Source organism: Streptomyces sp. NBC_00829 (genome assembly GCF_045161795.1).
In the GTDB taxonomy this organism is placed as follows: Bacteria; Actinomycetota; Actinomycetes; order Streptomycetales; family Streptomycetaceae; genus Streptomyces.
The window spans coordinates 2,543,732-2,567,957 of the sequence record NZ_CP108867.1; the positions used below are offsets into that span (position 1 = coordinate 2,543,732).

Sequence of the window (24,226 nt, forward strand, 5' to 3'; positions counted from 1 at the left end):
GGCTCCCATCAGGCAACCAGCCCAAGGAGCCCCCGTGATCGGCGAAGTCACCGGGATCCGGAAGATCCGGATGCTGTACCTCCAGCTGCTGTACCGCTGCAACTTCGAGTGCGGCCACTGCTTCCACGGCACGAGGCTCCAGCACGCCGACGCCTTCGCCGCCGAGCAGGCCGTCAGCCTCCTCACCCTGATGCGCGAGCAGTACGGCACCGAGGCCGTCACCCTGCTCGGCGGTGAGCCGTTCGTCTACAAGGACCTCGCCCAGGTCGTCCGGCACGCCAAGGAGGAACTGGGCCAGCGGGTCGAGATCTGCACCAACGGATACCGGATCGAGCGCCGCCTGACCGAGATCGCTCCCCACCTGGACCTGCTGCGCGTCTCCCTGGAAGGGATCGGCTCGACCAACGACCGTATCCGCAAGGCAGGCAGCTACCAGAGCGCGCTCGAAGCCCTCGCCCTCGCTAGGCGGCTCGGTGTCCCCACCGGGGTCACCACGACGGTCACCTCCCAGAACATCAACGAAGTTCTGCCCCTCGCGCGTACCCTGACGCGCTTCGGGGTACGTCAGCTGAAGCTGCACCACCTGCGGGCGGTCGGCAACGCCGCTGAGCGCCCGGAGCTGCTGGTCACCAACCTGAGCGCCTACAGCAGGCTCCGCAAGGAACTCCAGACGGCCGAACTGTCCATCGAGGTCATCGTCGACGAGGACCTGTCCGAGCACGGCGCCCCGGAAATCTGCGCTCCGGCCGACGGCCGGGGTGAGATCGAACGGATCGAGGCCGACCCGCGCGGCGCGCTCACCATGTCCTGCAAGGCCGTCGGCAAGGATTCGCACGCGTTCTGGTACGAGAAGTCCGCCAACCACATCGTCCACCGGCCCTCCGCCACGGACGAGCTCACGGTCGCGGTGCCGGACGTGGTGTACGCCCGTGCCTGACCACCCGTTGTTCGAAAGCCTCGAAGGCTCACGGGGCACCGGCAAGTCGACCATCGCGCCCTTGCTGGCCGAGGCCCGCCAGGCCGTCCTCGTCCCCACCGTGCCACCCGTCTTCCAGCCCCTGAGGCATGAGGTGGACAAGCGGAGGAATGTCGAGGCACGGATGTGCTTCTACCTCTCCGCGCTTTTCACCGCGGCCGACGAGATACGGCGTCACCTGACGGCCGGCGTCCCGGTCGTCGTGGAGAGCTATTTCGCCCGCTGCCTGGCCAACCACCGCGCCCTCGGGGCCAGCCTCGGCATCACATTGCCGTCCACGCTGCCCCAGCCCGTCACCTACCACCTTGTCTGCGCCGAGGACGAGCGCCGGCGCCGCCTCGCCTCGCGAGATAAGCCGGCCTCCCACTGGGACGCCCTCGTCGAGACCTTCACGGACCAGGTGACCGACGCCTACGCCCCGTTCCCGATGCACCGCGTGGACACCACGGACCTCAGCCCCGACGGGGTCCTCCAGGCGATCCTCGCCACCGACACGCAAGGAGCACACTCCCGTGCAGACACAGAGCCTGTGGGAGCACACCCTCACCTTCTTCCCCCGGTTCCTCGCCACGCTGAGGGAGCGGGTTGCCCCTGACGCCACCGTCGCGGTCGTCGGCGCGAGCGACGGCAAGTTCGTCCTGCCGCTCGCCGCCGCCGGATACCGCGTCGTCGCCATCGAACGCGACGCGGTCGCCCTGCACGGTGGCGAGGTCCACCTCCCGGGTGACAATCACGCCCACGCGACGGGCCTGATCGACCGGCTCAAACTCGAAGAACTCCACGACCGCGTACGGGTTGTAGAGGAGGACTTCCTTCAGGGCGAGCCCCTGAAGGTCCCGTGCGACGCAGTCTGGACGAGCTGTTCGTGGCACTACAGTGCCAACCACCATCGCCCGCTTGCCGAGTTCGTCGATCGCATGCAGCGTCTGGTTGGGCCGGGCGGGCTGTTCGGCGCGGAGTTCATGATACCCGTCGACAAGCGCCACCACCTGGTCGAGCACTACACCTCCCCCGAGCGGCTGCGGCACCACTTCATCGGCAACTGGGACGTGCTGCTCACGCTGCGCACGAACGAGTTCACCGAGCGGGCACACATCGGCCAACTCAAGGACCACACCCACCGCATGGGCCTGTTCCTCGCGACCCGAACGTCCATGCTCCCCCACCGATACGGAAAGAAGGACTCATGAAGCACGAGTACGAGGCGAAGTTCCTGGCCGTCGACGTCGCCGACCTTCAGGCCAGCCTCACCGCCCTCGGCGCCGTCCAGGCGTTCCCGCGCACCCTCCTCACCCGCAAGATCTTCGAGAACGACGCCCTCGACGGCGGCGCGTGGCTCCGCCTGCGGGACGAGGGCACCCGCTCGACGCTCACGCTCAAGCAGGTCACCGACGCCACCACGATCGACGGCACGACCGAGATCGAGACCGAGGTCACCGACCTGCACGCCATGGCCGACATCCTCCGCCGGCTCGGCCTCACCGAGGTCCGCTACCAGGAGAACTACCGCGAGGAGTGGCGCCTGGGCGAGGTCGCCTTCGACTTCGACACCTGGCCCGACCTCCCCACCTTCGTGGAGATCGAGGGCCCCGACGAGGCGTCCGTCCGGCAGGCGGCGTCCCTGCTCGAACTCGACTACTCCGAAGCCCGCTTCGGCAGCGTCGACGAGATCTACAAGAGCGAGGCGGGACGCGACATTCTCGCCGAGCCCACCCTCCTCTTCGCCGACGCCGAGAAGCACGTGGTCCCCTCGGCGACGGTCCGAAGCCGTTGATCCCGAAGGCGGACAAGCGATGCTTACGGAACTCGCGTTACCGCACAGGGTGATCCCCGGGATCGCCGAATTCGCCCGCGGAGGTCTGCCCGCGCCGGCAGCCACGGACGACGCCAACAAGTGGGTCGACGGCTTCTGCTGGCTCTACTGCGGACGGCAATGGACGCGCGTCCTGTGGATCGGCCCCGCAAACGTCGCCGGCGCCCAGGCACCGATGTACGCGTGCGGCGACTGCATCCGTGTGCTCCAGGAACGGGTCTGGCAGTCCATCCTCAGCAAGGATGAACCGACTCGCCCTGACCCGCCAAGCGAGACCCCCGCGCTGGAACCACCCTCCGCACGGCGTACCGGCAGGCACCGGAGCCACAGCAGGTTCCTCCGCCGAAGTTAAGCTCCCGCCCTGGCCACGGAAGTGCCTGCCGTCCCCCGCGGCATGAGCCCCGTGGCCAGGGCGGGCCTCACACTCTGTACGAGTGCCTGGTTAGGGGCCATACGTGCCGGGAAGCGCGTTGTCGTTGTCGGGGTTTGGGTGGCAGGACTCACCACCGCCGTCGGCCCCAAAAGTCCGCGACTGGCAGCTCGGCCCGGGCGAGCCCACGGGCCCGACGGTGCGACCCCGATCGCGGCTCCGCCCCAGAAGAGAGATCGGGCCGCCTCAGAGGTCGTGGCCCAGCCCCGCCCCCGCCGGAACCTCCACCCACCCCCGGTCCCCCGCCCCCGCAAACGCCCCCGGCGCCAGCGGCTCCTCGTCCACCAGCAGCGGGCCCACCAGGTCCGCCGGGACCGTCGCGTGCGGGAGGGCCGCCGCCAGATGGGCCGCTGCCAGCGACGCGACGCCCAGTTCCGGCATCGTGCCGATCTTCACCGCGAGGCCCGCGGACTCCGCGAGCGCGGCGATCTGGCGTGCCCGGTGCAGGCCCCCCACCTTCAGGATCTTGATGTTGAGAACATCGGCCGCGCCCCGCCGCACGATCTCCATGGCGTCGTGCAGCGACTGCATGCTCTCGTCGGCCATGACCCGCACACCTCCGCCGCGACGCAACGCCGCCATCCCGGCCAAGTCCCATCGCGGCAGCGGCTGTTCGATCAGATCGAGACCGGCGTCGGCCAGCCTGGCGACGGTCCGGCCGGCCGTCCCGGGGTCGTAGCCCTCGTTCGCGTCGAGGCAGAGCTCGACCGGGTCCGGAAGGACATCCCGCACCAGGCGCACCAGTTGCACATCGAGATCCGGGTGCTGACCGCCCTTGACCTTGATGTGGGTGAAGCCCCGTGCCGCGTACTCCGACGCCTCCTTCACCATCTCGTCGACCGTGCCGAGCCCGACGACCCACGCCGTGGGCACGCGGGAGCGGACGCCGCCGCCGAGGAGGAGGTGTACGGGCCAGCCCGCCGCCCTCCCCGCGAGGTCGTGCAGGGCGATGTCCAGGGCCGCCTTGGCGAGATGCTGGCCGCGGATCGCCGCGTCCATGGCGAGGTGAGCTCCTGCCAGATCGCGCGGGTCGCGGCCGATCAGCGCGGGGGCCGCATGCTCGGTGAGCGCCGACTCCAGGCCGGCGAGCGTCTCTCCGGTGTACGCGGTCATCGGGGACGCCTCGCCGAATCCGGACACCGAGTCGGCGGTGCGTACTTCGACGAGGAGGCTGATCAGTTCGGGGCTGGTTCCACTGCTGATGACGAAGGGACGTCGGTAGGGGGCCCTGACGACGCGCGTGTGGATCGAGGCGATCTTCAAGCACGGCTCCTTCGGGTTACGGCCCGGACCGTAAGGGCGGGCTCAGAGGCGTACGCGGTAGACGATCGGAGGGCGGCCGGTCTGGCCCTGCTGCCGGCTGCCCGTCGGGACGGCCACACCGGCCCGCTCCAGTCGTTTGAGGATGCGGCGTGCGGTGCGCTGCTGGACGGCGAGGTGTTCGGCCACGCGGTGCGCGGTGATGCCCTCGTCCGGTTCCTCGGCGGCCAGTTCGCGCAGCCGCTCCAGAGTCCTTGGATTGAGTCCGACGCGGCGGGCGAGCGTGACGGTGCTCTCGGGCCCGGTCGCCACCGGCCCCGACCGCTCGGCGTCGATCACGATGTCGACATCGTCGGTCATCGAGACGACCCCGGCGACCGCGCCAACCGAGCGGGCCCGGTTGACCGCCCTCCTGGCCAGCGCCTCGGCCTCCGCGGCCGTGCGGCCGAGGCCGAAGCCCACGTGCGCGGCACCGTGCCGGGCCGCGAGGCCGGCGAGGAACGGGAGCCGGGTGAACTGCTCGCTCACCTCCTCCAGCACGCCCCGCGTGGTGACGACCAGTCGCTGCCCGTCCGGCAGATCCGCCACGCTGCCGCCCAGAACGCGCAGGTCGGCGGCGAGCTCCTGGTCCGCGGCCGGGAGGTCGATGATGCCGAGCGCGACCTGGGCGTCACCGCTGTGCGCTCCGGCCGTGGCGAGCAGCAGGGCCTGGAGCGTGGACCGTATGGAGTGCCGGGAGGGCGCGAGACGTACGGCGTGCATCTCGTGGTCGAGGAGGTGGAAGGCCGAGCCGAGGCAGGTGAGGGCGACCCTGGTCTGCTTCTTGTCGCGCGCGGCGAGATGGAACTCCGCCAGATCCTGCGAGGTCAGCCCCGGCCGGTAGGGCAGGACATGCACATGCTCGGTGGGCAGTTTGGCCTCGGTGAGGGTCTCCATGACCTCGCTGCGGCGCAGTGTGTCGATGGAGATGCGGGTGACGTCGTGACCGAGACGGAGCAGTTCGACGAGGGCGCGCAGCAGGGTGGCACCGCTGTACGGGACATACATCGCGGGCCGGTCCAGGAGACCCGCGGCCGTGGCGATCGTGTGCGGTACGACGCCGGTGAACAGCAGGGCGTCCACCTCGGCCTGCGCTCTCCCGACGACGTCGAGGGTCTCGTCCTCGTGACGGTACGGGAGGGGCACCAGCCGGTCGGCCCCCGCGGCGCCGCCGACCGCGACCACCTTGTGCACCAGGTCCTCGGGGCCGATCACGCCGACCGTGAGAGCCATCGGCCGGTCTCCGTTCTTCAGGAGCGGTTCTGCGGTACTCCTGGACGGGGTTGACGCCCCGCAACCACGACCCTAGTTTCGGCCCAGGCCATAACCGCATGCTTGCGGAGAGGATAGTGCCCCGATGCCCGAACGGGAAATGCCGCTGCCCACCGTTCTCGACCCTCGTGGGCGCACCTTCGGCGAGGCGGAACGGGCCGCGGTCCTGCGCGTGCTGGACTCGGCGGTTCTGTGCAGCGCCTTCGGCAGTGAAGCACGCTCCCTTGAGGCCGAGATGACCGGGTTGTACTCCCGTGCGGAGGCGGTCGCCTGCAGTTCGGGGACGGCGTCCCTGCATCTGGCGGTGGTGGCGGCCGGGGTCGGCCCCGGCGACGAGGTCGTCACGACCCCGCTGTCGGACTTCGGCACGGTCGCGCCCGTACTGGCCCAGCAGGCGCGCGTCGTGTTCGCCGACGTACGGCCCAGGGACGGCAACCTCGACCCGGCCGCGGTCGAGGCGGCCGTCACACCGCGCACCAAGGCCGTCATCGCCGTCCACCTGTTCGGCGCAGCCGCGGACATCGGCGCGCTGCGCGAGATCTGCGACCGGCACGGCCTGGTGCTCATCGAGGACTGCGCGCAGGCCTGGCTGGGCGAGGACGGCGCGGGCCGGCTGCTGGGCACGGTCGGGGACATCTCCTGCTTCAGCCTTCAGCAGTACAAGCACATCACCGCGGGCGACGGCGGCCTTGCGCTCACCGACGACCCGGCGCTCGCCCGCCGTATGCGGCTGTTCATGGACAAGGGCTGGGACCGCGCGGAGGGCCGGATCCACCGTGAGCCGGGGTTGAACTACCGGATGCCGGAGCTGATCGCTGCGGTGGCCCGCGCCCAGCTCACCAAGGTGGCGGAGGTGGTGCGCCGACGGCGCGAGCGGGCCGGGCAGCTCGTCGACGCGCTGGAGGGGCTGGAGCGTGTCACCGTGGCAGAGGCGCAGCCGGGACACGCCTGGTGGCTCTTCCCGCTGCTCGTCGACGACAACGCCCGCTGGGCCAAGGACCTGGAGGCCGAAGGGGTGCCCGCCATGCCCGGCTATCTCGAACATCCGCTGTACGCCAATCCGGCGCTGCCCGGATATCCGCCCGGCCTGTGCCCGCAGGCGGAGCGGCTCATCGAGCGGACTCTGCTGGCGCTGCCCTGGAACGAGGCGTACACGGCGGCCCACGTCACCCGGATCGCCGACGCGATCCGCGCCGTCCACGCGCGGGCGGTGGCCCGGTGACCGACCACGATTGGCTGCGGACCGCACCCGAGGAGCTCATCGGCTGGGACGTCGACGTGCTGTACGGACCCTGGCCCAGGCACCACGCCGACGTCGGCCTGGCGGAGGTCAGGGCGCGGCTCGCCCGCTCCCCCGTCTCCCGGGCGCTGGCGATGTCCACCCGGGGCGCCCTGTTCGACGACGCCTCGGGCAACACCCAGACCGTCAAGGAGCTCGCCGACTGCCCCGAGCTGCTGCCGGTCGGCACGGTCGATCTACGGGACGCGCTCACGGTCGAGGACCGGCTGGACGCGCTGGACGCCGAAGGGGTCCGCTTCCTGCGGCTCTTCACCGAGGAGCACGACGTGGAGCCGGACTTCCCCGGCTACCGGCATGTGATCGAACAGGCCGTCGCCCGCGGACTCGTCCTGCTCCACGACGGGGACCCCCGCCACTACGGGCCGGTGCTGGCGGGACGCGGCGCGGATGTCGTCTTCCTCGACGTGCACTCGTACGTGCTGGCCGACTTCCTGCTGCTCGCCCGCGTCGAGCACGGCTTCCGGGCCACGACCCGGCTGCTCTCCGCGCCCGACGCGGTCGAACGGGTCGTCGAGACGGTGGGGGCACGCCACCTCGTCTTCGGCTCGCGCACCCCCTTCATGGACATCTCCCCGCAGACACTGAGGCTGCGCTACGCGGGCATCGGGGAGGCCGAGCGGGCCGCGATCGCCGGCGGGAACATCGAGGAGCTGCTGGACTGATGCCGATCATCGATGTACATGCGCACGTGGGTCACTGGCCGTTCCACATGGACTCGCGTGACGCGGCGTTCAACGTCCGTCTGATGGACCGCTACGGAATCGACCTGCAGATCGCCTCGGCCGCCGAGGCGGTGGTGTACGACGCGGTGACCGGCAATGCCGCCCTGCGCGAGGTACTGGCCGTGCACCCCCGGCTGCTCGGGTACGCCGTGGTGAACCCCAACCGGATCGAGGAGAGCGCGAAGGATCTGCGGCGCTGTCTGGACACCGGCCGCTTCGTCGGGGCGAAGATCCACACCCACTATCCGGGGCGGCACATCGGCACCCGCCAGATGGCCGAGGCCTTCGACCTGGTCGACGAGGCCGGCGTGCCGCTGCTGCTGCACACCTGGGGGCCCGAGGTCGCGCTCCTGCCCGAGCTGCTGGAGAGCAGGCCCCGCCTGCGGATCATCATGGGCCACGCGGGCGGCGACGCCTGGCGCGAGGCGGCGCATGCGGCGGCGGCCTGCGACCGCCTCTACCTGGAGCACTGCCGCACGGTCACGGACGCGGGCCGCATCGCGTACGCGCGGGAGGCGGGCGTGCCGGTGGAGCGGCTGCTGTTCGGGACGGACTCGACGCTGATCGATCCGTGTGTGGCGTTGGGGGTGGTCAGGGATGCGGGGTTCGGGCGGGAGGAACTGGAGAGGGTTCTGTGGCGCAACGCGGCGGAGCTGTTCGCCCTCGGGGAGATTTCCCCGACCCGCCCCTTCCCGTAGGGCTCAGTGGTGCCGGCGGGCCGAGCACATCCGGCCTGATCCAGACGAAAGACCCTAGTCGTCCTCCTTCGCCAGTTCCTCCAGGCACGCCACCACCGTGCCCCTCTCCACCCCCACCGGCCTCGGCCCGTACGGATCGTGTGCCGACTCCTCGGGGATCAGGCCCTCCCAGACAGCCGCCCACAGCATCCGCTGGACGTAGCCCTCGATCGGGTCGAGGAACGTCGATTCGGCGAAACGGTCGAGTCGGGCCGAGGCACGCAGGAATCCGGGCGCGTCACCCGACGTCCATGCGTCCAGGACCGCGTTCGTCAGTGGCACCCGCGCCGCCGCGATACCCACCAGGGCGGAGTCCGCGCCCCACATCAGGGACGGGCCGAACATCCTGTCCTCGCCCGTCACCACCAGCTTTCCGGACTCCTGTGCCGCACGGATCGCGTCCTGGCAGGCCATCGCACGGTCCAGCGTCGCGAGTTTGACCCCGGCGGCCGACGGCAGGGCGAGCAGGCGGCGGATCAGGGCGGGCGGGTAGGGGTAGCCGCCCGCCTCGCCGTGCAGGAAGAAGCCGAGCACCGGCAGCCCGCTCGCCTCGGCGACGCGTTCGTGCAGGCGTACCGCCTCGCCCTCGCCCTCCGGGCGGGACGCGAACTGCGCCAGCGGGTAGACCATGAGCGCGTCCGCGCCGAGGTCGGCCGCCTGTACCGCCATGGCGAGGGTCGCGTCCCACGCTTCCCGCAAGGTGCTCGCGCGGGCCGATCGCGGCACGCCGACGCCCGCCACGACCGGCGCGTCGACCGCTTCCCGCCAGACGCGCAGCACGTGGTGCCGGTCGGGCTCGGAGAGGTGAAGACCGCGGCCGGTGTGCGCCCAGACGGCGACGCCGCCGATCCGTTCGGCCGCGATCCGTTCCGCGTAGCCGCGCAGCGCGGTCAGATCGACGACTCCTCGGTGGTCCATGGGGGTGGCCACCGCGGGCAGTACGGTGCCGCGCAGCCTGCGCACCAGGTTCTCCGTCGCAGACATGGACGATCTCTCCCGTCTGTTGCGCTCGTTGCCGACACGCTAGCCTTTACGGCCCGGACCGTAAAGGAAAGGCCAGCGAGCATGTCACAGCGCCCCACGCGTCTCGGTCTGTACGTCAATCTCTACGCGGACAAGGGCGACCGGCCCCGGCTCGCCGACGCGGTGGAGCAGGTCCGGCTGGCCGAGGAGGCCGGGTTCGACTGGGTGGTGCTGGGCGAACGGCATCTGCACCGGCCCGGATACCACGAGGCGATCACCTCACTGGCCTATCTCGCCGCGCACACCGAGCGGATCGGACTCGCCACGGCCGGGCTGATCGCGCCGGTCTACCAGCCGGTGTGGCTGGCGGAGACGCTCGCGCACATCGATGTGCTCTCGGGCGGCCGGCTGACGGCCGGTTTCGTACTCGGCTACCGGCCCGAGGAGTTCATGCTGTACGGCACCCAGCCGCGTGAGCGTGTGGCTCGGTTCGAGGAGTGCCTGGAGCTGGTCACCCGGCTGTGGACCGAGGACGAGGTCACGTACAGGGGCCGCTGGACGTCCGTACAGGAGGCATTTCTGTCGCCCCGGCCGGTGCAGTCCCCCCGGCCCCGGATCTGGAACGGGGGCCGGGTCTCCGCGGCCCTGGAGCGTACGGCCCGGATGTGCGACGGCTGGACCACGTCGTTCAACGAGCTGGACACCGAACTGCCCGGGAAGATCGAGGAGTACCGCTCCTGCCCACGCGGTGCGGCGAGCCTCGGCGCGGAGGTCATCGTCTGCCGCGAGGGCTTTGCCGCTGCCACCTCCCAGCAGGCGCGTGCGGCCCTGGAGGCACCGCTGCGGGGTCTGTACGACGCGTACGGCGACTGGAAGCGCACCTCGGCCGACGCCGCGCGCTACGCCCAGGAGTGGGACGACATCGAGGCGCGCTCGGTGATCGGTTCGGTGGACCGGTGCGTGCAGCGGCTGGCGGAGTACGGCGAGATGGGCGCCGACGGTGTGGTGCTGCGCATCCAGCCGCCGGGCATGCCGCAGAAGGACGCGCTGGGTGCGATCGAGACGTTCGGCGCCGAGGTGCTGCCGCGACTCAACGGCTGAACGGGCGCCTGCGGAAGTCCCGCTGGACCACGAGGGCCGCGCCCGCGATGTCCGCCATCGCGGCGTCGTCGGCCATCAGCATCGGCTGCCGGACCCATACGACCGTGTCCTCGGCGGCCTCGGCGACCGGGCAGGGACCGCCCGCGGTCCAGGGCTCCCGTGACAGGGAGCGGTATCCGGCGTCGAGCGGTACTCCTTCGGCGGCCATCGCGTCCAGGAACGCCCTCTTGGGATGCCCTGCGAAGGCCACCGGGTCGTACCGCAGCACGGCCAGGTGCCAGGTGTGCCGGGTGGTGCCTGCCGGGTTCCCGAGCGGCTCAAGGCCCTCGACCCGGGCGAGCTGTCGGCCCAGCGTCGCCGCACGGGCCGCACGGTGCTCCAGCTGGCCGTCGAGCAGGGCGAGCTGAGGGTGCAGCAGAGCCGCCTGGAACTCCGTCATCCGCAGGTTCCAGCCGAGCTCCGGGTGTTCGTACCAGCCGCCATCGCGGCGCCGGCCGACATTGTGGAGGGACCACAGCCGCTCGTACGTCTCAAGGTCGTCCGTCACGACGATGCCGCCCTCCCCCGCGGTCATCGCCTTGCCGGACTGGAAGCTGAAGCAGCCCGCGTGCCCGAGGCTTCCCGCCGGGCGTCCGTGCCTGCTCGCTCCGTGCGCCTGGGCCGCGTCCTCCACGACCGGGACGCCCAGGGACCTCAGCGCCTCGGTGTCGGCGGGCGCTCCCGCCAGGTGGACCGGCATGACGGCCCTGGTCCGTGGGCCCGTCAGCCGCCGCGCGGCCTCCGGGTCGAGGTGCAGCGTGCCGGGCAGGACGTCGGCGACGACGGGCCGGGCGCCTGCCAGCACCACGGCGGTGGCGCTGGCCACGAATGTGTAGGCGGGCACGACGACCTCGTCCCCTGGCCCCACGCCGAGAGCCCGCAGCGCCAGGAACAGCGCCACCGTGCCGTTGACGGTGCATACGCCGTACGCGGCGCCCACGCTGCGGGCGAAAGCCGCGGCGAAGGACTCGGTCTCGGTGCCCGCCGTCGCCCCCCACGCCCCGCCGTCCAGCACCGCGAGCAGCCTCTCGCGCTGCTCCTCGGTGGCCGGCGGCGGCCACTGGGGCCAGCCCTGCATGCGGACGGGAGTCATCGCAGGCCCTTCAGCAGGCGGTCCATGGTGCCGTGGAGGATCTGCGCGAGGTCCGCCTCGCCGAGGCCGCTGAGCAGCACCCGCCCGAAGCCCACCCGCAGATCGAGGAAGACCGCGTCGGAGCCGAAGGCGATGCGCCCGGCCCCGGCCTCGGCCACGAGCCGCAGCAGGTGACGGGTGGTCATCCGGGAGCCACAGGTCTCCAGTACGAGGTTGGGGCAGCGGGCCGCCGCCTCGGCCGCGGGTGCGAAGCCGTCGGTCCACAGCCCCGAATGGCCCATCAGGACGGGCAGGTCGGGGTAGCGGGGGGCCACGGCGGCGAAGCGCACGGGGTCGGAGAAGGCGGAGGCGTACTGGCTGTGCGCGAGGACGAGACGGCCGCGCGCGGCGGCGATGTCGAACGCCGGGGCGTAGGCGCGGTCGTCGAGCGGGAGTTCGTGCACCTCCGGGTGGAGCTTGACCCCGATGACGCCGGGCACGTCCAGAAGGTCCACGAGCCGCGCGGGGGCCTCGGGGTCGTGCGGGTTGTAGACGGCGTAGCCGAGGAGTCGGCCGGGGTGCAGGTCGAGTTCCGTCAGCAGCAGGGCGTTCCCGGCACGGGCGTCGGGTCCCACCGCGAGCAGATGCGAGACGCAGGCGGTGGCGACCTGGCAGCGGTCCATCACGCGGATGAGGCTGTCCGCGGAGCCGTCGGTGACGGCGAAGGCGGACCAGCGCCCGAGGTGGCCGTGGGCGTCGACGATTCTCATGGGGTGCGGACCGCTCTCATGGGTTGGGGCCCTGGCCCAGCAGCCGAAGGGCGTTGCCGCCCGCGATCAGGGCGGTGTCGGCACCCGACAGCTCCAGGGTGTCGAGCTGGTAGCGGGGCCCAGCGTCGTCGGTGACGGGGGCGCCCGTGCCGAACAGGACGCGGCGGGCTCCGTACCGCCCTGCGAACCACTCCACCTGGAGATGTCCGGCGAGCGTCGAGGTGTCCACGGAGAGCTCCTCGTGGGCGTCCATGAGCTCGGCGAGGTCGCGGAGGCTGCGGTAGCCGGTTCCGGTGAGGACGATCCGCAGTGCGGGGACGGCGTCGGCGAACCGGTGGATCTCGGCGGCGGTGGCGGACTCCCAGCCGAGCAGGACGGTGGTGCGGGCGCGGGCGAGGGCGTCGCCCAGGGCGAGCGCGTGCGCGCCGGTCAGGGGCCAGTGGTGCTCGCCGGGGCACAGCCGCACGACGGGGGTATCGCTCCCGGTGGTGCCGAGCGGTCCCGGGACCAGGACCGGCACGGGCCGCAGCCGTCCGCCGTCGGCGTCCGTGAGCGAGGCGTTGCCGTCGCGCGGGTCGCCGTACAGCGCATGGGTGTGCACCACCCAGGCGCTGTCGATGCGCAGCCGGTCGAGTTCGCCGAGCAGGCCGGCCGCATCGCGGCTCGCCACCTCGTCGTACGGCAGCGGGCCGAGCAGCCGGTTGATGTCGACGACCGTCATGTCTTGAGGCCTGTGGTGGCGATGGAGTCGGTGAGGTAGCGCTGGAGGAGCCCGAAGACGAGCAGACAGGGGATGACGGTGATGGTGGCGCCGGCCATGATCTGGTTGACCGCGACGTTCTCGCCCTCCAGCGTGGCGAGGCCGACGGTGAGCGTGCGCATCTGGGCGGACTGGCCGATGACCAGCGGCCACAGGAAGTCGTTCCAGTGCCAGAGGAAGACGAAGACCCCGAGCGTCGCGAGGACCGGCCGGATCAGCGGGAGGACGACGGTGGTGTAGATCCGCCACTCCGACGCCCCGTCGATCTTCGCGGCCTCGAACAGCTCGTCGGGCAGCTGGTGGATGAACTGCCGCATCAGGAAGACGGCCTGGGAGTTGGCGAGGGTGGGCACGATCAGGCCCCAGTAGGTGTCCACGCCTCCCATTTTCGAGACGAGGATGTAGTACGGGATGAGGGTGGCCTGAAAAGGCACCATCAGGGTCGCCAGGAACGACCAGAACAGCACCTCCCGTCCTGGGAACCGCTTCTTGGCGAAGGCGTATCCGGCCATCGAGGAGAACAGCAGGATGAGCGCCACGGAGACGACGGAGTAGACGAGCGAGTTGAACGCCCAGCGCATGACGTCCTCGCTGCCGAGGACGTCGGAGAAGTTCTGCCAGGTGGCCCGGGTGATGTCGAAGGCGCCCGGCAGTGTCCGGCCTCCGGGCGGAGCGAAGGCGACGAACACCATCACCACGAAGGGGGTGACGGTCACGAGCGCCACCAGGACCAGCAGGACGGGCAGTCTGAGCCGCGCCATCAGTCCGCGTCCCTTCCGATGAGCCTGCGCTGGACGAGTGAGAAGGTCAGGACGACGAGGAAGAGGACCAGGCCGATCGCGCTCGCGTAGCCGAAGTCGAAGAACTTGAAGCCGGTGTCGTAGAGCAGGTAGACGAGGGAGTAGCTGGCCCGTACGGGTCCTCCGGCCGTCATCACGTACATCGCGTCGAACACCTGGAACGAACCGATGGCCTCGATGACGAGGACGAAGAACAGCACGGGCCGCAGGAGCGGCAGCGTCACCCAGCGGAAGCGCTGCCGGCCGTTCGCCCCGTCGATGGTGGCCGCCTCGATGACATGCCGCGGGATGGACTGGAGTCCGGCCAGCAGGATCAGCATGGAGTAGCCGAACCCCTTCCAGGCGGAGGTGACCGCGATCGAGGGCAGGACGAGGTGTTCGTCGCCGAGGAAGTCGACGGGGCCGAGCGAGAGCGCGCCGAGCGTGACATTGATCAGGCCGTCCTGGACCTCGTAGATCCACTTCCAGAGGACGGCGGCCAGCACGATGCTGGTGACGTACGGCAGGAAGAAGACCCCGCGGAAGAAGCCGCGGGCCCAGACGGTGCGGTGCAGCAGCAGGGCCGTGCCCAGCGAGAGCAGCACGGTGAGCGGCACGAAGAACAGCGTGTACAGGGCGGTGACGCCGAGGCTGCTCCAGAAGAGGTCGTCGTCGATGAGCCGGGTGTAGTTCTCGGCCCCGATGAACTCCCACTCGCCGCTGAGCCGGTAGTCGGTGAGGGAGAGGAACGCCGCGCCGAGCGTCGGTCCGAAGCGGAAGACGATGAACAGCAGCAGCATCGGGGCCACGAAGGCGAGCCCCACGAGTGCCTCGCGCCGCCGTACGGTCCTGCGGGAGCGGGAGCCACCACCGCCCGGGGGCTTGCCGGGGGCGGTGGTGGCGACGGGCGCCGTACCGACCGTGGTCTTGCTCAACGCTGACGCGCCAGCAGGTCGTCGGCCTGCTCGGCCGCCGAGTCGAGGGCTTCCTTGGGGCTCTTCTTGCCGGTGAGCGCGGCCTGGATCTCGGGCGCGATCAGCGACATCAGCTGGCGTGCGGTGGGATTGGGCTCACCGGGGCAGACCGAGGAGAGGGCCGCCTGGAACTCCTTGGCGTACGGCGCGTCGCTGGACACCGTGACATCCGTGCGCGGCGAGAGGAACCCGCTGGCCTTGCCCATGCTCTGGAGCTGCTCGGGCCTGGTCATGAAGGCGAGGAACTTCTCCGATCCGGCGACGTTCCTGGACTTGGCGTTGATGCCGAGTCCGCCGGGGATGCCGAAGTTCACCTGCTTGGTGCCGGTGAGGGGCGGGCCGACGATGACGTTCTCCGCGCCCCACGCCTTCGCCGCGATGGCCGCGTCGGCAGGTGTGTTGGAGAAGCCCATGGCCGCCTGCTGCTTGCCGAGCGCCTGGTCGGCGACGACGTTGGCGTTGGTCAGCGCGGACTTGGGAATCCCGCCGGCCTTGTAGAGCTCGGTGACGAACGTGAGGGCGGCGACGCCCTCGGGGCCGTTGAAGGCGACCTTCTTGCCGTTCTTGGCGAAGACCGTGCCGCCCGCCTCCCACAGCAGCGGATAGAAGTTGAGGTTCTGGGTGGCTTCGTTGCCCGCGGAGTAGTCGAGGACGGCGGCGCCCGACGCCTTCAGCTTGGGGACGGCGGCCCTGATCTCGTCCCAGGTGGCCGGGGGCTTGGTGATGCCCGCCTTGTCCAGCAGCTTCTTGTTGTAGAGCGTGGTGGTGACGGTGTGGTAGATCGGTGCGGCGAAGACCTTGCCGTTCTGCTTCATCGCTTCGAGGGCGGCCGGCAGGAACTTGCCCTCGGTGCCCTTGAGCGCGCCGTCGACGGGCCGGATGGCGCCATTGCTCAGATACTGCGGGATCTGGTCGGGGCCGAGCAGCACGACGTCGGGGCCCTTGCCGCCGCTGAGCGCGGTGGCGAGCTTCTCGTCGCGGTTCTCCCACGGCTGCTGCTCGATGGTGAGCTGCACATCGGGCTCGGCGGCCCGGAAGTCCTTCTCGATCTGTGACCAGTAGGCGGTGTTGGCCTTGGGGTCGGCGATCACCGGATACATCCAGACGGTGACCTTCTTCGACGAACCCGAACTGCTGTCGCCGCCGCAGCCGGTGAGCAGCGCGGAGAGCGTGAGCAGGGCGAGAGGTGCGGCGGCGCGCTTGAAGCCTGTCTTCATGGGGGCCTCCGGAAGGCCTGAGAAAGGGAGCCAGAGCCCGGCTAGTTTCGGCCTGGGCCGAAAGTAACCGGGCAGGATTTGGCGTGTCAATGCCCCGGTACGGGGTGGGGGCGGATTCAGGTCCGGGGATCGACGACGAACAGCTCGGCGACCCGGTTGAAGTAGAGCCGTCCGTCCTGATGCCCCGTCAGCCGCCGGTGCGGGTACGCCATGATGAGCACCGGATCGCGGTGCGGCGCGAACGGGTCGATGCGGTAGACGAGACCGCCGTCCACGCTCACGTACAGCTTGGAGCGCAACACCACGATCGACCCGCCGGTGCTTCTGGTCCCCAGCTCGAAGGTGTGCAGAATCCGGTGGGTCTGCCGGTCGATCGCGAAGAGCGTGTGCCCGGCCAGGCCCCACAGTTTCCGGTCGGGGCCCACGACCAGCGCACTGACCGTGCCCTCGGTGGCGACCGGCTCGAACTCCCAGAGCTTCTCGCCGCTGTCCACGTCCCAGGCGAAGACCGCGCCCGCCTTGCGGGTGGTCGGCGTGGTGCTGAGCCCGCCGGTCACCGACCCGCCGCCGTAGACCACACCGTCGTACGCGGCCAGCGAGAACAGGCTCTGGTCCTGCGAGACATTGCGGGTGAAGGTCGAGTCGCCGGTGGACGGGTCGTAGAGCGCGAGCCCGCCACCGAGCCGGTCGCCGGCCGGGACGGTACCGACCGCGATCTTCCCGTCGACCTCCGCGAGACACTTGCTGCGGGCCTGGAGCTGGGCGCCCAGGTTGAAGATCAGCTCGGGGTTGGGCGTGGTCCCCACAGGTCCGCCCGGGGAGTACTCCGGGCTGTTCCAGGGCTGATCGGGCCGGTACCGGTACAGCCTGGACTCGGGATATACGCCGAGCCAGACCGTGCCGTCCGACGCCTGCAGTATCGACTCGATCTGCGCGAAGCGGTGGAACGCCGAGACGCCGGTGTCGGTACGGACGGCACCCAGGCCGCCGTTGAGGAAACCGCCGGCGTAGACGGTCTTCTTGCCGCCCGCGCCCAGCGCCAGGATCTCGATCGGTTCCTTGCGGACCTTGGTGTCCAGGATGGCGCTCGAACCCGTGGTGGGGTTGTAGCGGAACATCTCGCCGCGCCAGAGCGTGCCGACCACACTGCGCCCCGGATAGTTCGCGATGCCCAGCTCGGCCCAGCCGATGGAACGGGTGTTCTGCACCTTGCCGGTGAGCGTGAGCCCGGTGCCGGTGAGCTGTTTGGTGGCCGGGTCGTAGCGGCGCAGCTCGCCACGCTGGATGAGATGGATCCCGCCGCCCGAGTCGGGAGGGGCGATCTTCAGACCGTGCGCGTCGGTGATCTCGTCGGTCCAGGCCCGCGTCTGGAGGTCGTAGACGAAGAGCGGTCCCGGCAGGTCGGAGCCGATACGGGCGTACAGGCGTCCGCCGAAGGCGTCCAGGTCGTAGACGGCCTTGCCCTCGATGGAGCTGAGGCCCGGGGGCTTGGGGAGTTCGGTGACCGAGCCCGTGGCGGGGTCCAGCTCGGCGATGTGGGCCGCCGCGTACGAGCCGGAGTAGACCTTGCCACCGGAGCAGGCGATGCTCCGCACATACGTCTGACCCGCGACCACCTGACCGAAGTCGGTGAACTCCTTGGTCACCGGGTCGAAGCGGAACACCTTGCCGCCCGGGAAGGTGCCGCCCCAGATCCTGCCCTCCGCGTCGGAGGTCAGCGACCAGATGAACGTCTGCGCGGGGAGCGCCAGACCGAGGTCCTCGGCGGCGTCCGGGGAACCCGGCCGCCAGCGGTACAGATGCGCGTTGCCGTAGGTCCCCGCGTACACCCCGTCGGGCGCGGCGGCGACGGCCCAGGCGCCGTCGGCGGCGACCAGCGGGACACTGACGAGTTGGTCGCCGGTGGCCGGGTCGATGGCGTTGAGATAGGCGGGCTTGCCTGTGGAGACGTTCCACAGGGCGGGTCTGCCACCGGGCCCCGGGGCGACCGTTCCACCCAGTAGCAGGACGTCGGCGAGTGGTACACCCAGCGATACGGGATCACGCATCAGCGCCTCCTCGGCGGACGCGGAACTCGGAGCTGATAACGAGATTACAGAGGCGGAGAGTGCTGCGGTCGAGCCGGCGAGAAACGCTCGTCGCGTCGTCACAGGGGTAACACCTCCGATAGAAACGGGAGTTACGGCACTAGCCGAAAGTGATACGCCACCCCCCGTGGGGCGTCAACGGCGCGGACCGGGCGGGACCGGGACAGCACTCCAACGGGCCCATGCACCGGGCCGTCCGCCGTACCGCGGCGCGCCCGGTGACGACGGCGGACCGGCCCTGCGTGAGACTGACCGGGTGAGAAGTGAGAACACCCCCTTCGAGGGCGGGCCGCTGGACGGGCTCGTGCTGCCCGTGCTGGTCGGGCCCACCGGTCATCCCCCGAAGTGGTACGAGGTCCCCGTCCCGAACGACGAGGGCACACCGCCGACCGTGCACGCCTACCGGCGCGTCCCTTCGGGCTACACCAAGCGGCTCGGTCTCCAGCGCGGCTGGAAGTACGAGTACGCCCCCGGCGGCGCGGAGCGACGCACGCCCAAGTGGCCCTGGTCGAAGCGGAACGACGCGCCATAAGATCGCAAGGACCGTGTAGCCAGGGGGGATGCTCGCCATGGAGCCGCTGCAGCAGGACGATCCGCGCCAGATCGGCCCCTACACCGCGCTGGCGCGCTTCGGGGAATCGGCGGTCTCGGTCCGCTATCTCGCGCAGGGGCCGGACGGAACGACCGCGGTCGTGTCCCTCGCGAGGCCCGAGCTGGCGGAGCTGGTCGCCTTCCGGCGCCGCTTCGCCTCGGAGACCCGCCGGACCGAGCGGCTGGCCGGCGGCTGGGTGGCGCCGATCGTGTCCCGTACGGACGCCAGTCCCCCGTGGACGGCGAGCCCCTACGTCCCCGCGCTGAGCCTGCGCGAGGCCATCGCCCTGGCCGGTCCGCTGCCCGAGCGGGCCTTACGGATACTGGGCGCCGGTCTCGCCGAGACGCTCGCACGGGTGCACGCGGGCGGTGCGGTGCTGCACGGGCTCGCGCCCGACACCGTGCTGCTCGCCGCCGACGGCCCCCGGCTCACCGCCTTCGGTGCGCTGGGCGCGGCGGCCGTCGCCGAGGCCCGCCCCGACGGGCAACTGACGGTGAAGCTTGGATATCTGACCCCGGAACAGGCGACGGGCGCGCGGCCGGGACCGGCCTCCGACATCTTCGTGCTGGGTCTGCTGCTGGCGTACGCGGCGACGGGTACCACTCCCCTGGGCGACGCGGACCGGATCGCCCATGCGGAGCCGGACCTGCGGGGCGTGCCGGACGAGGTGCGCCCGCTGCTGGCGAGTTGTCTGGCCAAGCTGCCGCAGGACCGCCCTTCGGCGGGCACGGTGGCGGCGGAGCTCGCCCTGGAGGGCGCGGCGGCGCTGGCCCGGGACGGCTGGCTCCCGCCCGTCCTCGTGCGGGCGGTTCAGTCGCAGGCAGCGGCCGTGGAGTCGGTGCGGACCGGCAGCGCGGAGGTGGTTCCGGCCGACGGGAACTCCCCGGCACCCGAGGCCGTCGCCGTGGCCGGGCAGGCAAGCTTGGCCTTCGGCGACGGACCGCGGGACGCGGCCCCGGCACGGGCGGTCGGCGGCCCCCCGGACGCGGTCACCGCGCCCGGGGGCGGACAACTCGTCCCCGGCGCGCCCCGCGCGGCGGGGGGCGAGCCCGGCACCCTGATCCTCGGCGGCGGGGCCGACCGGGTGACGACCGCGCCGGGCGTACCCCCGGCCCGTGCGCCACTTGCGCCACTCGCGCCGCTGGCGGGCGCGTCGGGACCGCCGTACCCCGCCCCACAGACCGCCGGACCCCTCGCACCGCCGAACGGCACGCCCCTCGCACCGCGGGCCGCCGGGCAGCTCGTGCCGCAGGCCGCCGGGCAGCCCCCTGCCGCCCTGCCCGCCGTGACGCGGCCCGTGCACCTGCCCGTACCCGTGTCGCCCCCGGTGCCGCCCGGCGCGCTGCCGGGGGCGGCTCCCGGGCCCCCGGCAGGGCCCGGTCGGCGCACCCTCCTCGTCGGGATCGCGGCCGGAGCCGTCGGCATCGCCCTCGGCTCCGGCGCGGTGTACGCCCTCGGCGAGGGTGAAGGCTCGTCGGATTCCGCGCCCAGGACCAGCGCCGTTCCCCCGCGCGCCCGCGTCCCGGGAGTACCGCCCGAGCCGCACTGGCGGTACGAGCACCCGGGCAAGGACACGGACCCGCCGCCGAACGCCACGGTCTGGCGCGACCGGGTGCTCGTCCTGACCGGCGGCGACGGAGCGGTCGGCGTGGATGTGCGGACCGGCAGCAGGCTCTGGCAGCTCAAGGAAGCCGCCTCGCTCTCCCGCGCCGTCGCGGTCGACGACCAGCTCTGCCTCGTCGACGGTGCCAGTGAGTTCCTCTGGATCTCGGCACGCGACGGGCAGATCAGGCACCGCGTCGCCAAGTCGGCCCTGGCGGGCCCCGGCGAGACGCTGACGCTCGGCGGGATCACCGGCTCCGACGGCTCCACGCTGTGGATGACGGGCCGCGTCAGGAAGGGTGCCGCACTCGCCACGTACTTCTTCGCGTACGACCTCGTCGCGCGCAAGTGGCTCTGGCGCACCCCCGTCACCAACGGCATCGGCCCGTCCGTCGCGCGCTACGACCTGATCGCCGCCCGCGCCGCCGATGTCGTCGTACGGCAGGACGCTGCCTCGCTCACGCCCGCCCAGCGCACGGCGTCCAAGGGCGCATCCGTGCTGCTCGTCCTCGACCGCGCGTCGGGCAGGGCGCGCCAGTCGTTCGCGCTGCCCGGCGTCGTGCCCGCAGCCGCTGCCGTCGGCGATACGACGGACAAGATCTTCGCCGCGGCGGCGGGCGAGCTGCACGCGTACCGCAGCCGGAACGGCGCGCGCCTGTGGCGGGTGGCCGCGGCCCCGGCTGCCGGGGAGAGCGGGATCTTCCCGTTCGGCAAGGCGGTCCTGCGCGGCCCTGTGCTCTACGCCGCCAACCGCCGCCAGCAGGTGTACGCGATCGACATCGCGACCGGCCGCCCGCTGTGGCAGCGCTCCACCGAGGCTCCGGTCTGGAACGGTGTCCCGGCGACCGGCGTCACGGCGAGCGGCGGCACGGTGGTCGCGGGCGACGGCGCGCAGCTCACCGCGTTCTCCGCACGCGACGGCAAGCGTCTGTGGAAGTTCCAGGAGGCGGGCGCGAAGGACACCCCGGGCGGGGCGCGTTACGTGCCGCTCCAGGGCGGCGGCCGGTACCTCGTTGTGCAGCGGGAGGGTACCTTCTACGCGCTCCCGGTGATCTGACACACCGGCGGCGGGCCGCACACCCCCTCCACGAGTGACCGTATTGCTCTGAACCGACCACCCGCCGGGCGCTCGCGGTGGCGCGCGCGCACGATCGGCGGTGGGGCGGACGGGCCGTCCCCCGGCCGGAGGTGACGCGATGTCAGACAGCGTGGTCCGAACTGTCTGTACGGCGGCGCTCGTGGCCGTGACCGCGCTCGCCACCGTGCCCGCGTCGGCCGACCCGGCCGCAGACCCTGCCGTGTCCGAGCCCGCGGTGTCCGAGCCCGCCACGGCCGAACCCCTTTCGGCCCCATCAGCGACCGAGCCCGTCGTCGACGCCGCCTCCGAACAGCCGACGGACCTCGCCCGGACGCTGACGCAGCTTCAGACGCGGTACCGGGAGGCGGAGAAGGCCACGGAGGCGTACAACGCCACGGAGGACGAGCTCACCAAGCAGCGGGCCGAGACCGCGAGGCTCGGCCGCGAACTGGCCACGGCGCGTGACGCGCTCTCCACGAGCCACGGCGAGGCGGGACGGCTGGCCCGGCTGCAGTACCAGGGCGAGTCCGAGCTCTCCACGTATCTGTTCCTTCTCCTCGCCCGGAATCCGCGACAGGCTCTCGACCAGAACCATCTGATCGAGCGTGCCGCCAGTGAACGGCTGGCGACGACGGCCAGGCTGGAGGCGGGCGCCCACCGGACCGCCGCTCTGGTGACCGCGTCCCGCAAGGCCCTGGAGAAGGAACAGGCCCTCGCCGCCCGGCAGAAGCAGGCACGTGACCGGGCGGCGGCGAAGCTGAAGAGGGTCGAGGCGCTGCTCGCGTCCCTCACCCCCGAGCAGATCGCCGCGCTGACCGCGCTGGAGCAGTCCGGCACGGACAAGGCGCAGGAGGAGCTCGTCGCGTCGGGAGCCCTCGCGGCGGAGCGCACGCCCACCGAGCAGGGCGAGAAGGCACTTCGGTACGCGGTCGAGCAGATCGGCAAGCCGTATCTGTGGGGCGCGGAGGGACCGCAGTCGTACGACTGCTCGGGCCTGACGTCAGAGGCCTGGGCCGAGGCGGGCCGCGAGATCCCACGGACCAGCCAGGAACAGTGGGAGGAGCTCCCGCGCGTCCCGCTGCGCTCCCTGCGCCCCGGCGACCTGGTCGTCTACTTCCCCGAGGCCACCCATGTGGCGATCTACCTCGGCGGCGGGATGGTGATCCAGGCGCCACGCCCCGGCGCCACCGTCAAGGTCTCCCCCATCGCGGCGAACCCGCTGCTCGGCGCGGTCCGCCCGGATCCGGACGGCACTCCGCTCGACGCGTACACCCCGCCGCGGCTCCCGGACACAGCCACGGCGGGGCCGGACACCGGCTACCGGGGGGCGGAGGCCCCGGCGGACGTCCCGGAGGAATCCCCGGCCGCATCCGCCGAGGCGGATGCTCCGGACACCTCGGCCAGGTAGGCGCCCGTCTTCTCGGGCTCGTAGAAGAAGTTCTCGAAGTCGGCCGGGTCGTTGAATCCGTTGGCGAACCGGTCGGCGACCGGCTGGAGCCCGCCCGCCGCGCCGATCAGGTTGAGGACGTGCTCCGGCGGGACGCCGAGCATCGCGTTCGTCCACTTGGTGACGTGCTGCGCGGTGTCCCAGTAGCGGTCGAACGTGGACCGCATCCACTCCTCGTCGAACGGCCGGTCGCCGTGCCCGGTGATCGAGGCCAGATACGCCGCGGCGCACTTGGCCGCGGAGTTCGAGCCCTGGCCGGTGATCGGGTCGTTGGCCACGACGACGTCGGCGACACCGAGGACCAGGCCGCCGCCGGGCAGCCGGCCGATCGGCTTGCGTACGGTGGGGGCATAGCGCCCGGCGAGCGTGGCGCCCGCGTCGGTCAGCTCGACCTTGGTGGCACGCGCGTACTCCCAGGGTGTGAACTTCTCCATCAGCTCAAGCGTCAGCGAGAGATGCTCGGCGGGGTCCTTGACGCCCTGGAAGACATCGAGAGGACCGCCCGGAATGCCTTCCCAGAACAGGATGTCCGCGCGGCCGGTGGTCGTGAAGGTGGGCATCACGAAGAGCTCGCCGACGCCGGGGACGAGATTGCAGCGGACCGCGTCGTAGTCGGGGTGCTCGGGGCGCGGGCCGAGGCCATGGACGTACGCGACGGCGAGCGCGCGCTGCGGGGTGTCGTACGGGGAGCGGGAGGCGTCCCGGCCGAACATCGAGACCAGCTCGCCCTTGCCGGCCGAGACCAGCACCAGGTCGTATGTGCGTGAGAAGTAGTCCAGGTCCGAGACGGCCGCGCCGTGGATGACCAGCTGGCCGCCGCGCTGGGCGAAGGTCTCCATCCAGCCGGCCATCTTCACGCGCTGGTCGACGGACTGGGCGTAGCCGTCGAGCCTGCCCACCCAGTCGATGGGCCGGGAGGCGTCGGGGGCGGCCACCGAGACGCCGAGTCCTTCGATGCGCGGGGCCTGGGACTCCCAGAAGTTGACGCCCAGATCTCGCTCGTGCTGGAGCGCCGTGTCGAACATGCACTGAGTGGACATGACCCGGCCGGACCGGATCTCGTCCGCCGTGCGGTTGGACATCAGGGTGACCTCGTAGCCCTGGGACTGGAGTCCGAGGGCGAGCTGGAGACCGGACTGACCGGCTCCGACTATGAGTATCTTCCGCATCGGGCGAGTCTCTTTCGTCGGTTCGGG

Annotated in this window: 23 protein-coding genes; 12 read left to right on the top strand and 11 right to left on the bottom strand. The window is 71.4% G+C overall.

Annotated features, from left to right (window positions below):
• The first annotated feature begins 34 nt into the window (after window positions 1–34).
• The 5 genes from OG293_RS10495 to OG293_RS10515 are packed head-to-tail and all read left to right on the top strand — an operon-like array spanning window position 35 to window position 3,141.
• Window positions 35–937: a radical SAM protein gene (locus tag OG293_RS10495; RefSeq protein ID WP_405998509.1), complete on the top strand. Its 903-nt coding sequence runs from the start codon at window positions 35–37 to the stop codon at window positions 935–937.
• The gene (locus tag OG293_RS10500) at window positions 930–1,571 is read left to right on the top strand and encodes a hypothetical protein (protein WP_405998510.1); all 642 of its coding nucleotides are present in this window, start codon (window positions 930–932) and stop codon (window positions 1,569–1,571) included. The genes OG293_RS10495 and OG293_RS10500 overlap by 8 nt, the downstream gene beginning before the upstream one ends.
• Window positions 1,489–2,166: a class I SAM-dependent methyltransferase gene (locus tag OG293_RS10505; RefSeq protein ID WP_405998511.1), complete on the top strand. Its 678-nt coding sequence runs from the start codon at window positions 1,489–1,491 to the stop codon at window positions 2,164–2,166. Before OG293_RS10500 ends, OG293_RS10505 begins: the two co-directional genes overlap by 83 nt.
• The gene (locus tag OG293_RS10510; protein WP_405998512.1) at window positions 2,163–2,750 is read left to right on the top strand and encodes a class IV adenylate cyclase; all 588 of its coding nucleotides are present in this window, start codon (window positions 2,163–2,165) and stop codon (window positions 2,748–2,750) included. Before OG293_RS10505 ends, OG293_RS10510 begins: the two co-directional genes overlap by 4 nt.
• A gap of 19 nt (window positions 2,751–2,769) precedes the next feature.
• Entirely contained in the window at window positions 2,770–3,141 is a 372-nt protein-coding gene (locus OG293_RS10515) for a hypothetical protein (RefSeq protein ID WP_405998513.1), read from the top strand.
• A gap of 264 nt (window positions 3,142–3,405) precedes the next feature.
• Here OG293_RS10515 and OG293_RS10520 read toward each other — a convergent pair whose 3' ends face one another.
• Together OG293_RS10520 and OG293_RS10525 are read right to left on the bottom strand one after the other, a co-directional pair.
• Window positions 3,406–4,482: a mandelate racemase/muconate lactonizing enzyme family protein gene (locus OG293_RS10520; RefSeq protein ID WP_405998514.1), complete on the bottom strand. Its 1,077-nt coding sequence runs from the start codon at window positions 4,480–4,482 to the stop codon at window positions 3,406–3,408.
• A 42-nt stretch (window positions 4,483–4,524) separates the two neighbouring features.
• Window positions 4,525–5,751 (bottom strand): helix-turn-helix domain-containing protein, encoded by a 1,227-nt coding sequence (locus tag OG293_RS10525; RefSeq protein WP_405998515.1) that lies wholly within the window; start codon window positions 5,749–5,751, stop codon window positions 4,525–4,527.
• 124 nt (window positions 5,752–5,875) lie between these two features.
• On the opposite strand from OG293_RS10525, the gene OG293_RS10530 reads away from it, so the two are divergent.
• Genes OG293_RS10530 through OG293_RS10540 form a run of 3 tightly spaced genes read left to right on the top strand, consistent with a single transcriptional unit; the run spans window position 5,876 to window position 8,510 of the window.
• A complete protein-coding gene (locus OG293_RS10530; protein ID WP_405998516.1) occupies window positions 5,876–7,012 on the top strand; it encodes a DegT/DnrJ/EryC1/StrS family aminotransferase in 1,137 nt (378 codons plus the stop codon).
• Entirely contained in the window at window positions 7,009–7,752 is a 744-nt protein-coding gene (locus tag OG293_RS10535) for a hypothetical protein (protein WP_405998517.1), read from the top strand. Before OG293_RS10530 ends, OG293_RS10535 begins: the two co-directional genes overlap by 4 nt.
• A complete protein-coding gene (locus OG293_RS10540; RefSeq protein ID WP_405998518.1) occupies window positions 7,752–8,510 on the top strand; it encodes an amidohydrolase family protein in 759 nt (252 codons plus the stop codon). Before OG293_RS10535 ends, OG293_RS10540 begins: the two co-directional genes overlap by 1 nt.
• 54 nt (window positions 8,511–8,564) lie before the next feature.
• On the opposite strand, the gene OG293_RS10545 is transcribed toward OG293_RS10540, so the two are convergent.
• Window positions 8,565–9,533: a dihydrodipicolinate synthase family protein gene (locus OG293_RS10545; protein WP_405998519.1), complete on the bottom strand. Its 969-nt coding sequence runs from the start codon at window positions 9,531–9,533 to the stop codon at window positions 8,565–8,567.
• An 81-nt stretch (window positions 9,534–9,614) separates the two neighbouring features.
• Here OG293_RS10545 and OG293_RS10550 point away from each other — a divergent pair, with 81 nt between their 5' ends.
• On the top strand, window positions 9,615–10,613 hold the full coding sequence (locus OG293_RS10550) for an LLM class flavin-dependent oxidoreductase (protein WP_405998520.1): 999 nt from the start codon (window positions 9,615–9,617) through the stop codon (window positions 10,611–10,613).
• Here OG293_RS10550 and OG293_RS10555 read toward each other — a convergent pair.
• The 7 genes from OG293_RS10555 to OG293_RS10585 form a co-directional block, all read right to left on the bottom strand.
• Window positions 10,603–11,745 (bottom strand): DegT/DnrJ/EryC1/StrS family aminotransferase, encoded by a 1,143-nt coding sequence (locus OG293_RS10555; RefSeq protein WP_405998521.1) that lies wholly within the window; start codon window positions 11,743–11,745, stop codon window positions 10,603–10,605. The genes OG293_RS10550 and OG293_RS10555 overlap by 11 nt on opposite strands.
• Window positions 11,742–12,494 carry an amidohydrolase family protein gene (locus OG293_RS10560; protein ID WP_405998522.1) on the bottom strand — a complete coding sequence of 251 codons (753 nt, stop codon included), beginning with the start codon at window positions 12,492–12,494 and terminating at the stop codon, window positions 11,742–11,744. The genes OG293_RS10555 and OG293_RS10560 overlap by 4 nt, the downstream gene beginning before the upstream one ends.
• Window positions 12,495–12,510: 16 nt before the next feature.
• Entirely contained in the window at window positions 12,511–13,215 is a 705-nt protein-coding gene (locus OG293_RS10565) for an amidohydrolase family protein (protein ID WP_405998523.1), read from the bottom strand.
• Window positions 13,212–14,015, bottom strand: coding sequence for a carbohydrate ABC transporter permease (locus OG293_RS10570; protein WP_405998524.1), 804 nt, complete (start codon window positions 14,013–14,015; stop codon window positions 13,212–13,214). Before OG293_RS10570 ends, OG293_RS10565 begins: the two co-directional genes overlap by 4 nt.
• Entirely contained in the window at window positions 14,015–14,968 is a 954-nt protein-coding gene (locus OG293_RS10575) for a carbohydrate ABC transporter permease (RefSeq protein WP_405998525.1), read from the bottom strand. Before OG293_RS10575 ends, OG293_RS10570 begins: the two co-directional genes overlap by 1 nt.
• A complete protein-coding gene (locus tag OG293_RS10580) occupies window positions 14,965–16,224 on the bottom strand; it encodes an ABC transporter substrate-binding protein (protein ID WP_405998526.1) in 1,260 nt (419 codons plus the stop codon). Before OG293_RS10580 ends, OG293_RS10575 begins: the two co-directional genes overlap by 4 nt.
• A gap of 116 nt (window positions 16,225–16,340) precedes the next feature.
• Window positions 16,341–18,272 carry a hypothetical protein gene (locus OG293_RS10585; RefSeq protein ID WP_405998527.1) on the bottom strand — a complete coding sequence of 644 codons (1,932 nt, stop codon included), beginning with the start codon at window positions 18,270–18,272 and terminating at the stop codon, window positions 16,341–16,343.
• Between the two features lie 295 nt (window positions 18,273–18,567).
• Here OG293_RS10585 and OG293_RS10590 point away from each other — a divergent pair, with 295 nt between their 5' ends.
• From OG293_RS10590 to OG293_RS10600, 3 genes are all read left to right on the top strand, one after another.
• Window positions 18,568–18,843, top strand: a complete 276-nt coding sequence (locus OG293_RS10590) for a hypothetical protein (protein WP_405998528.1) — start codon at window positions 18,568–18,570, stop codon at window positions 18,841–18,843.
• A 37-nt stretch (window positions 18,844–18,880) separates the two neighbouring features.
• Entirely contained in the window at window positions 18,881–21,562 is a 2,682-nt protein-coding gene (locus OG293_RS10595) for a PQQ-binding-like beta-propeller repeat protein (protein WP_406003556.1), read from the top strand.
• A gap of 139 nt (window positions 21,563–21,701) precedes the next feature.
• On the top strand, window positions 21,702–22,991 hold the full coding sequence (locus OG293_RS10600; protein WP_405998529.1) for an NlpC/P60 family protein: 1,290 nt from the start codon (window positions 21,702–21,704) through the stop codon (window positions 22,989–22,991).
• On the opposite strand, the gene OG293_RS10605 is transcribed toward OG293_RS10600, so the two are convergent.
• Complete coding sequence (locus OG293_RS10605) at window positions 22,901–24,199, bottom strand: styrene monooxygenase/indole monooxygenase family protein (RefSeq protein WP_405998530.1); 1,299 nt, start codon at window positions 24,197–24,199, stop codon at window positions 22,901–22,903. The two genes, OG293_RS10600 and OG293_RS10605, sit on opposite strands and share 91 nt — an antisense overlap.
• Between the last annotated feature and the right edge of the window lie 27 nt (window positions 24,200–24,226).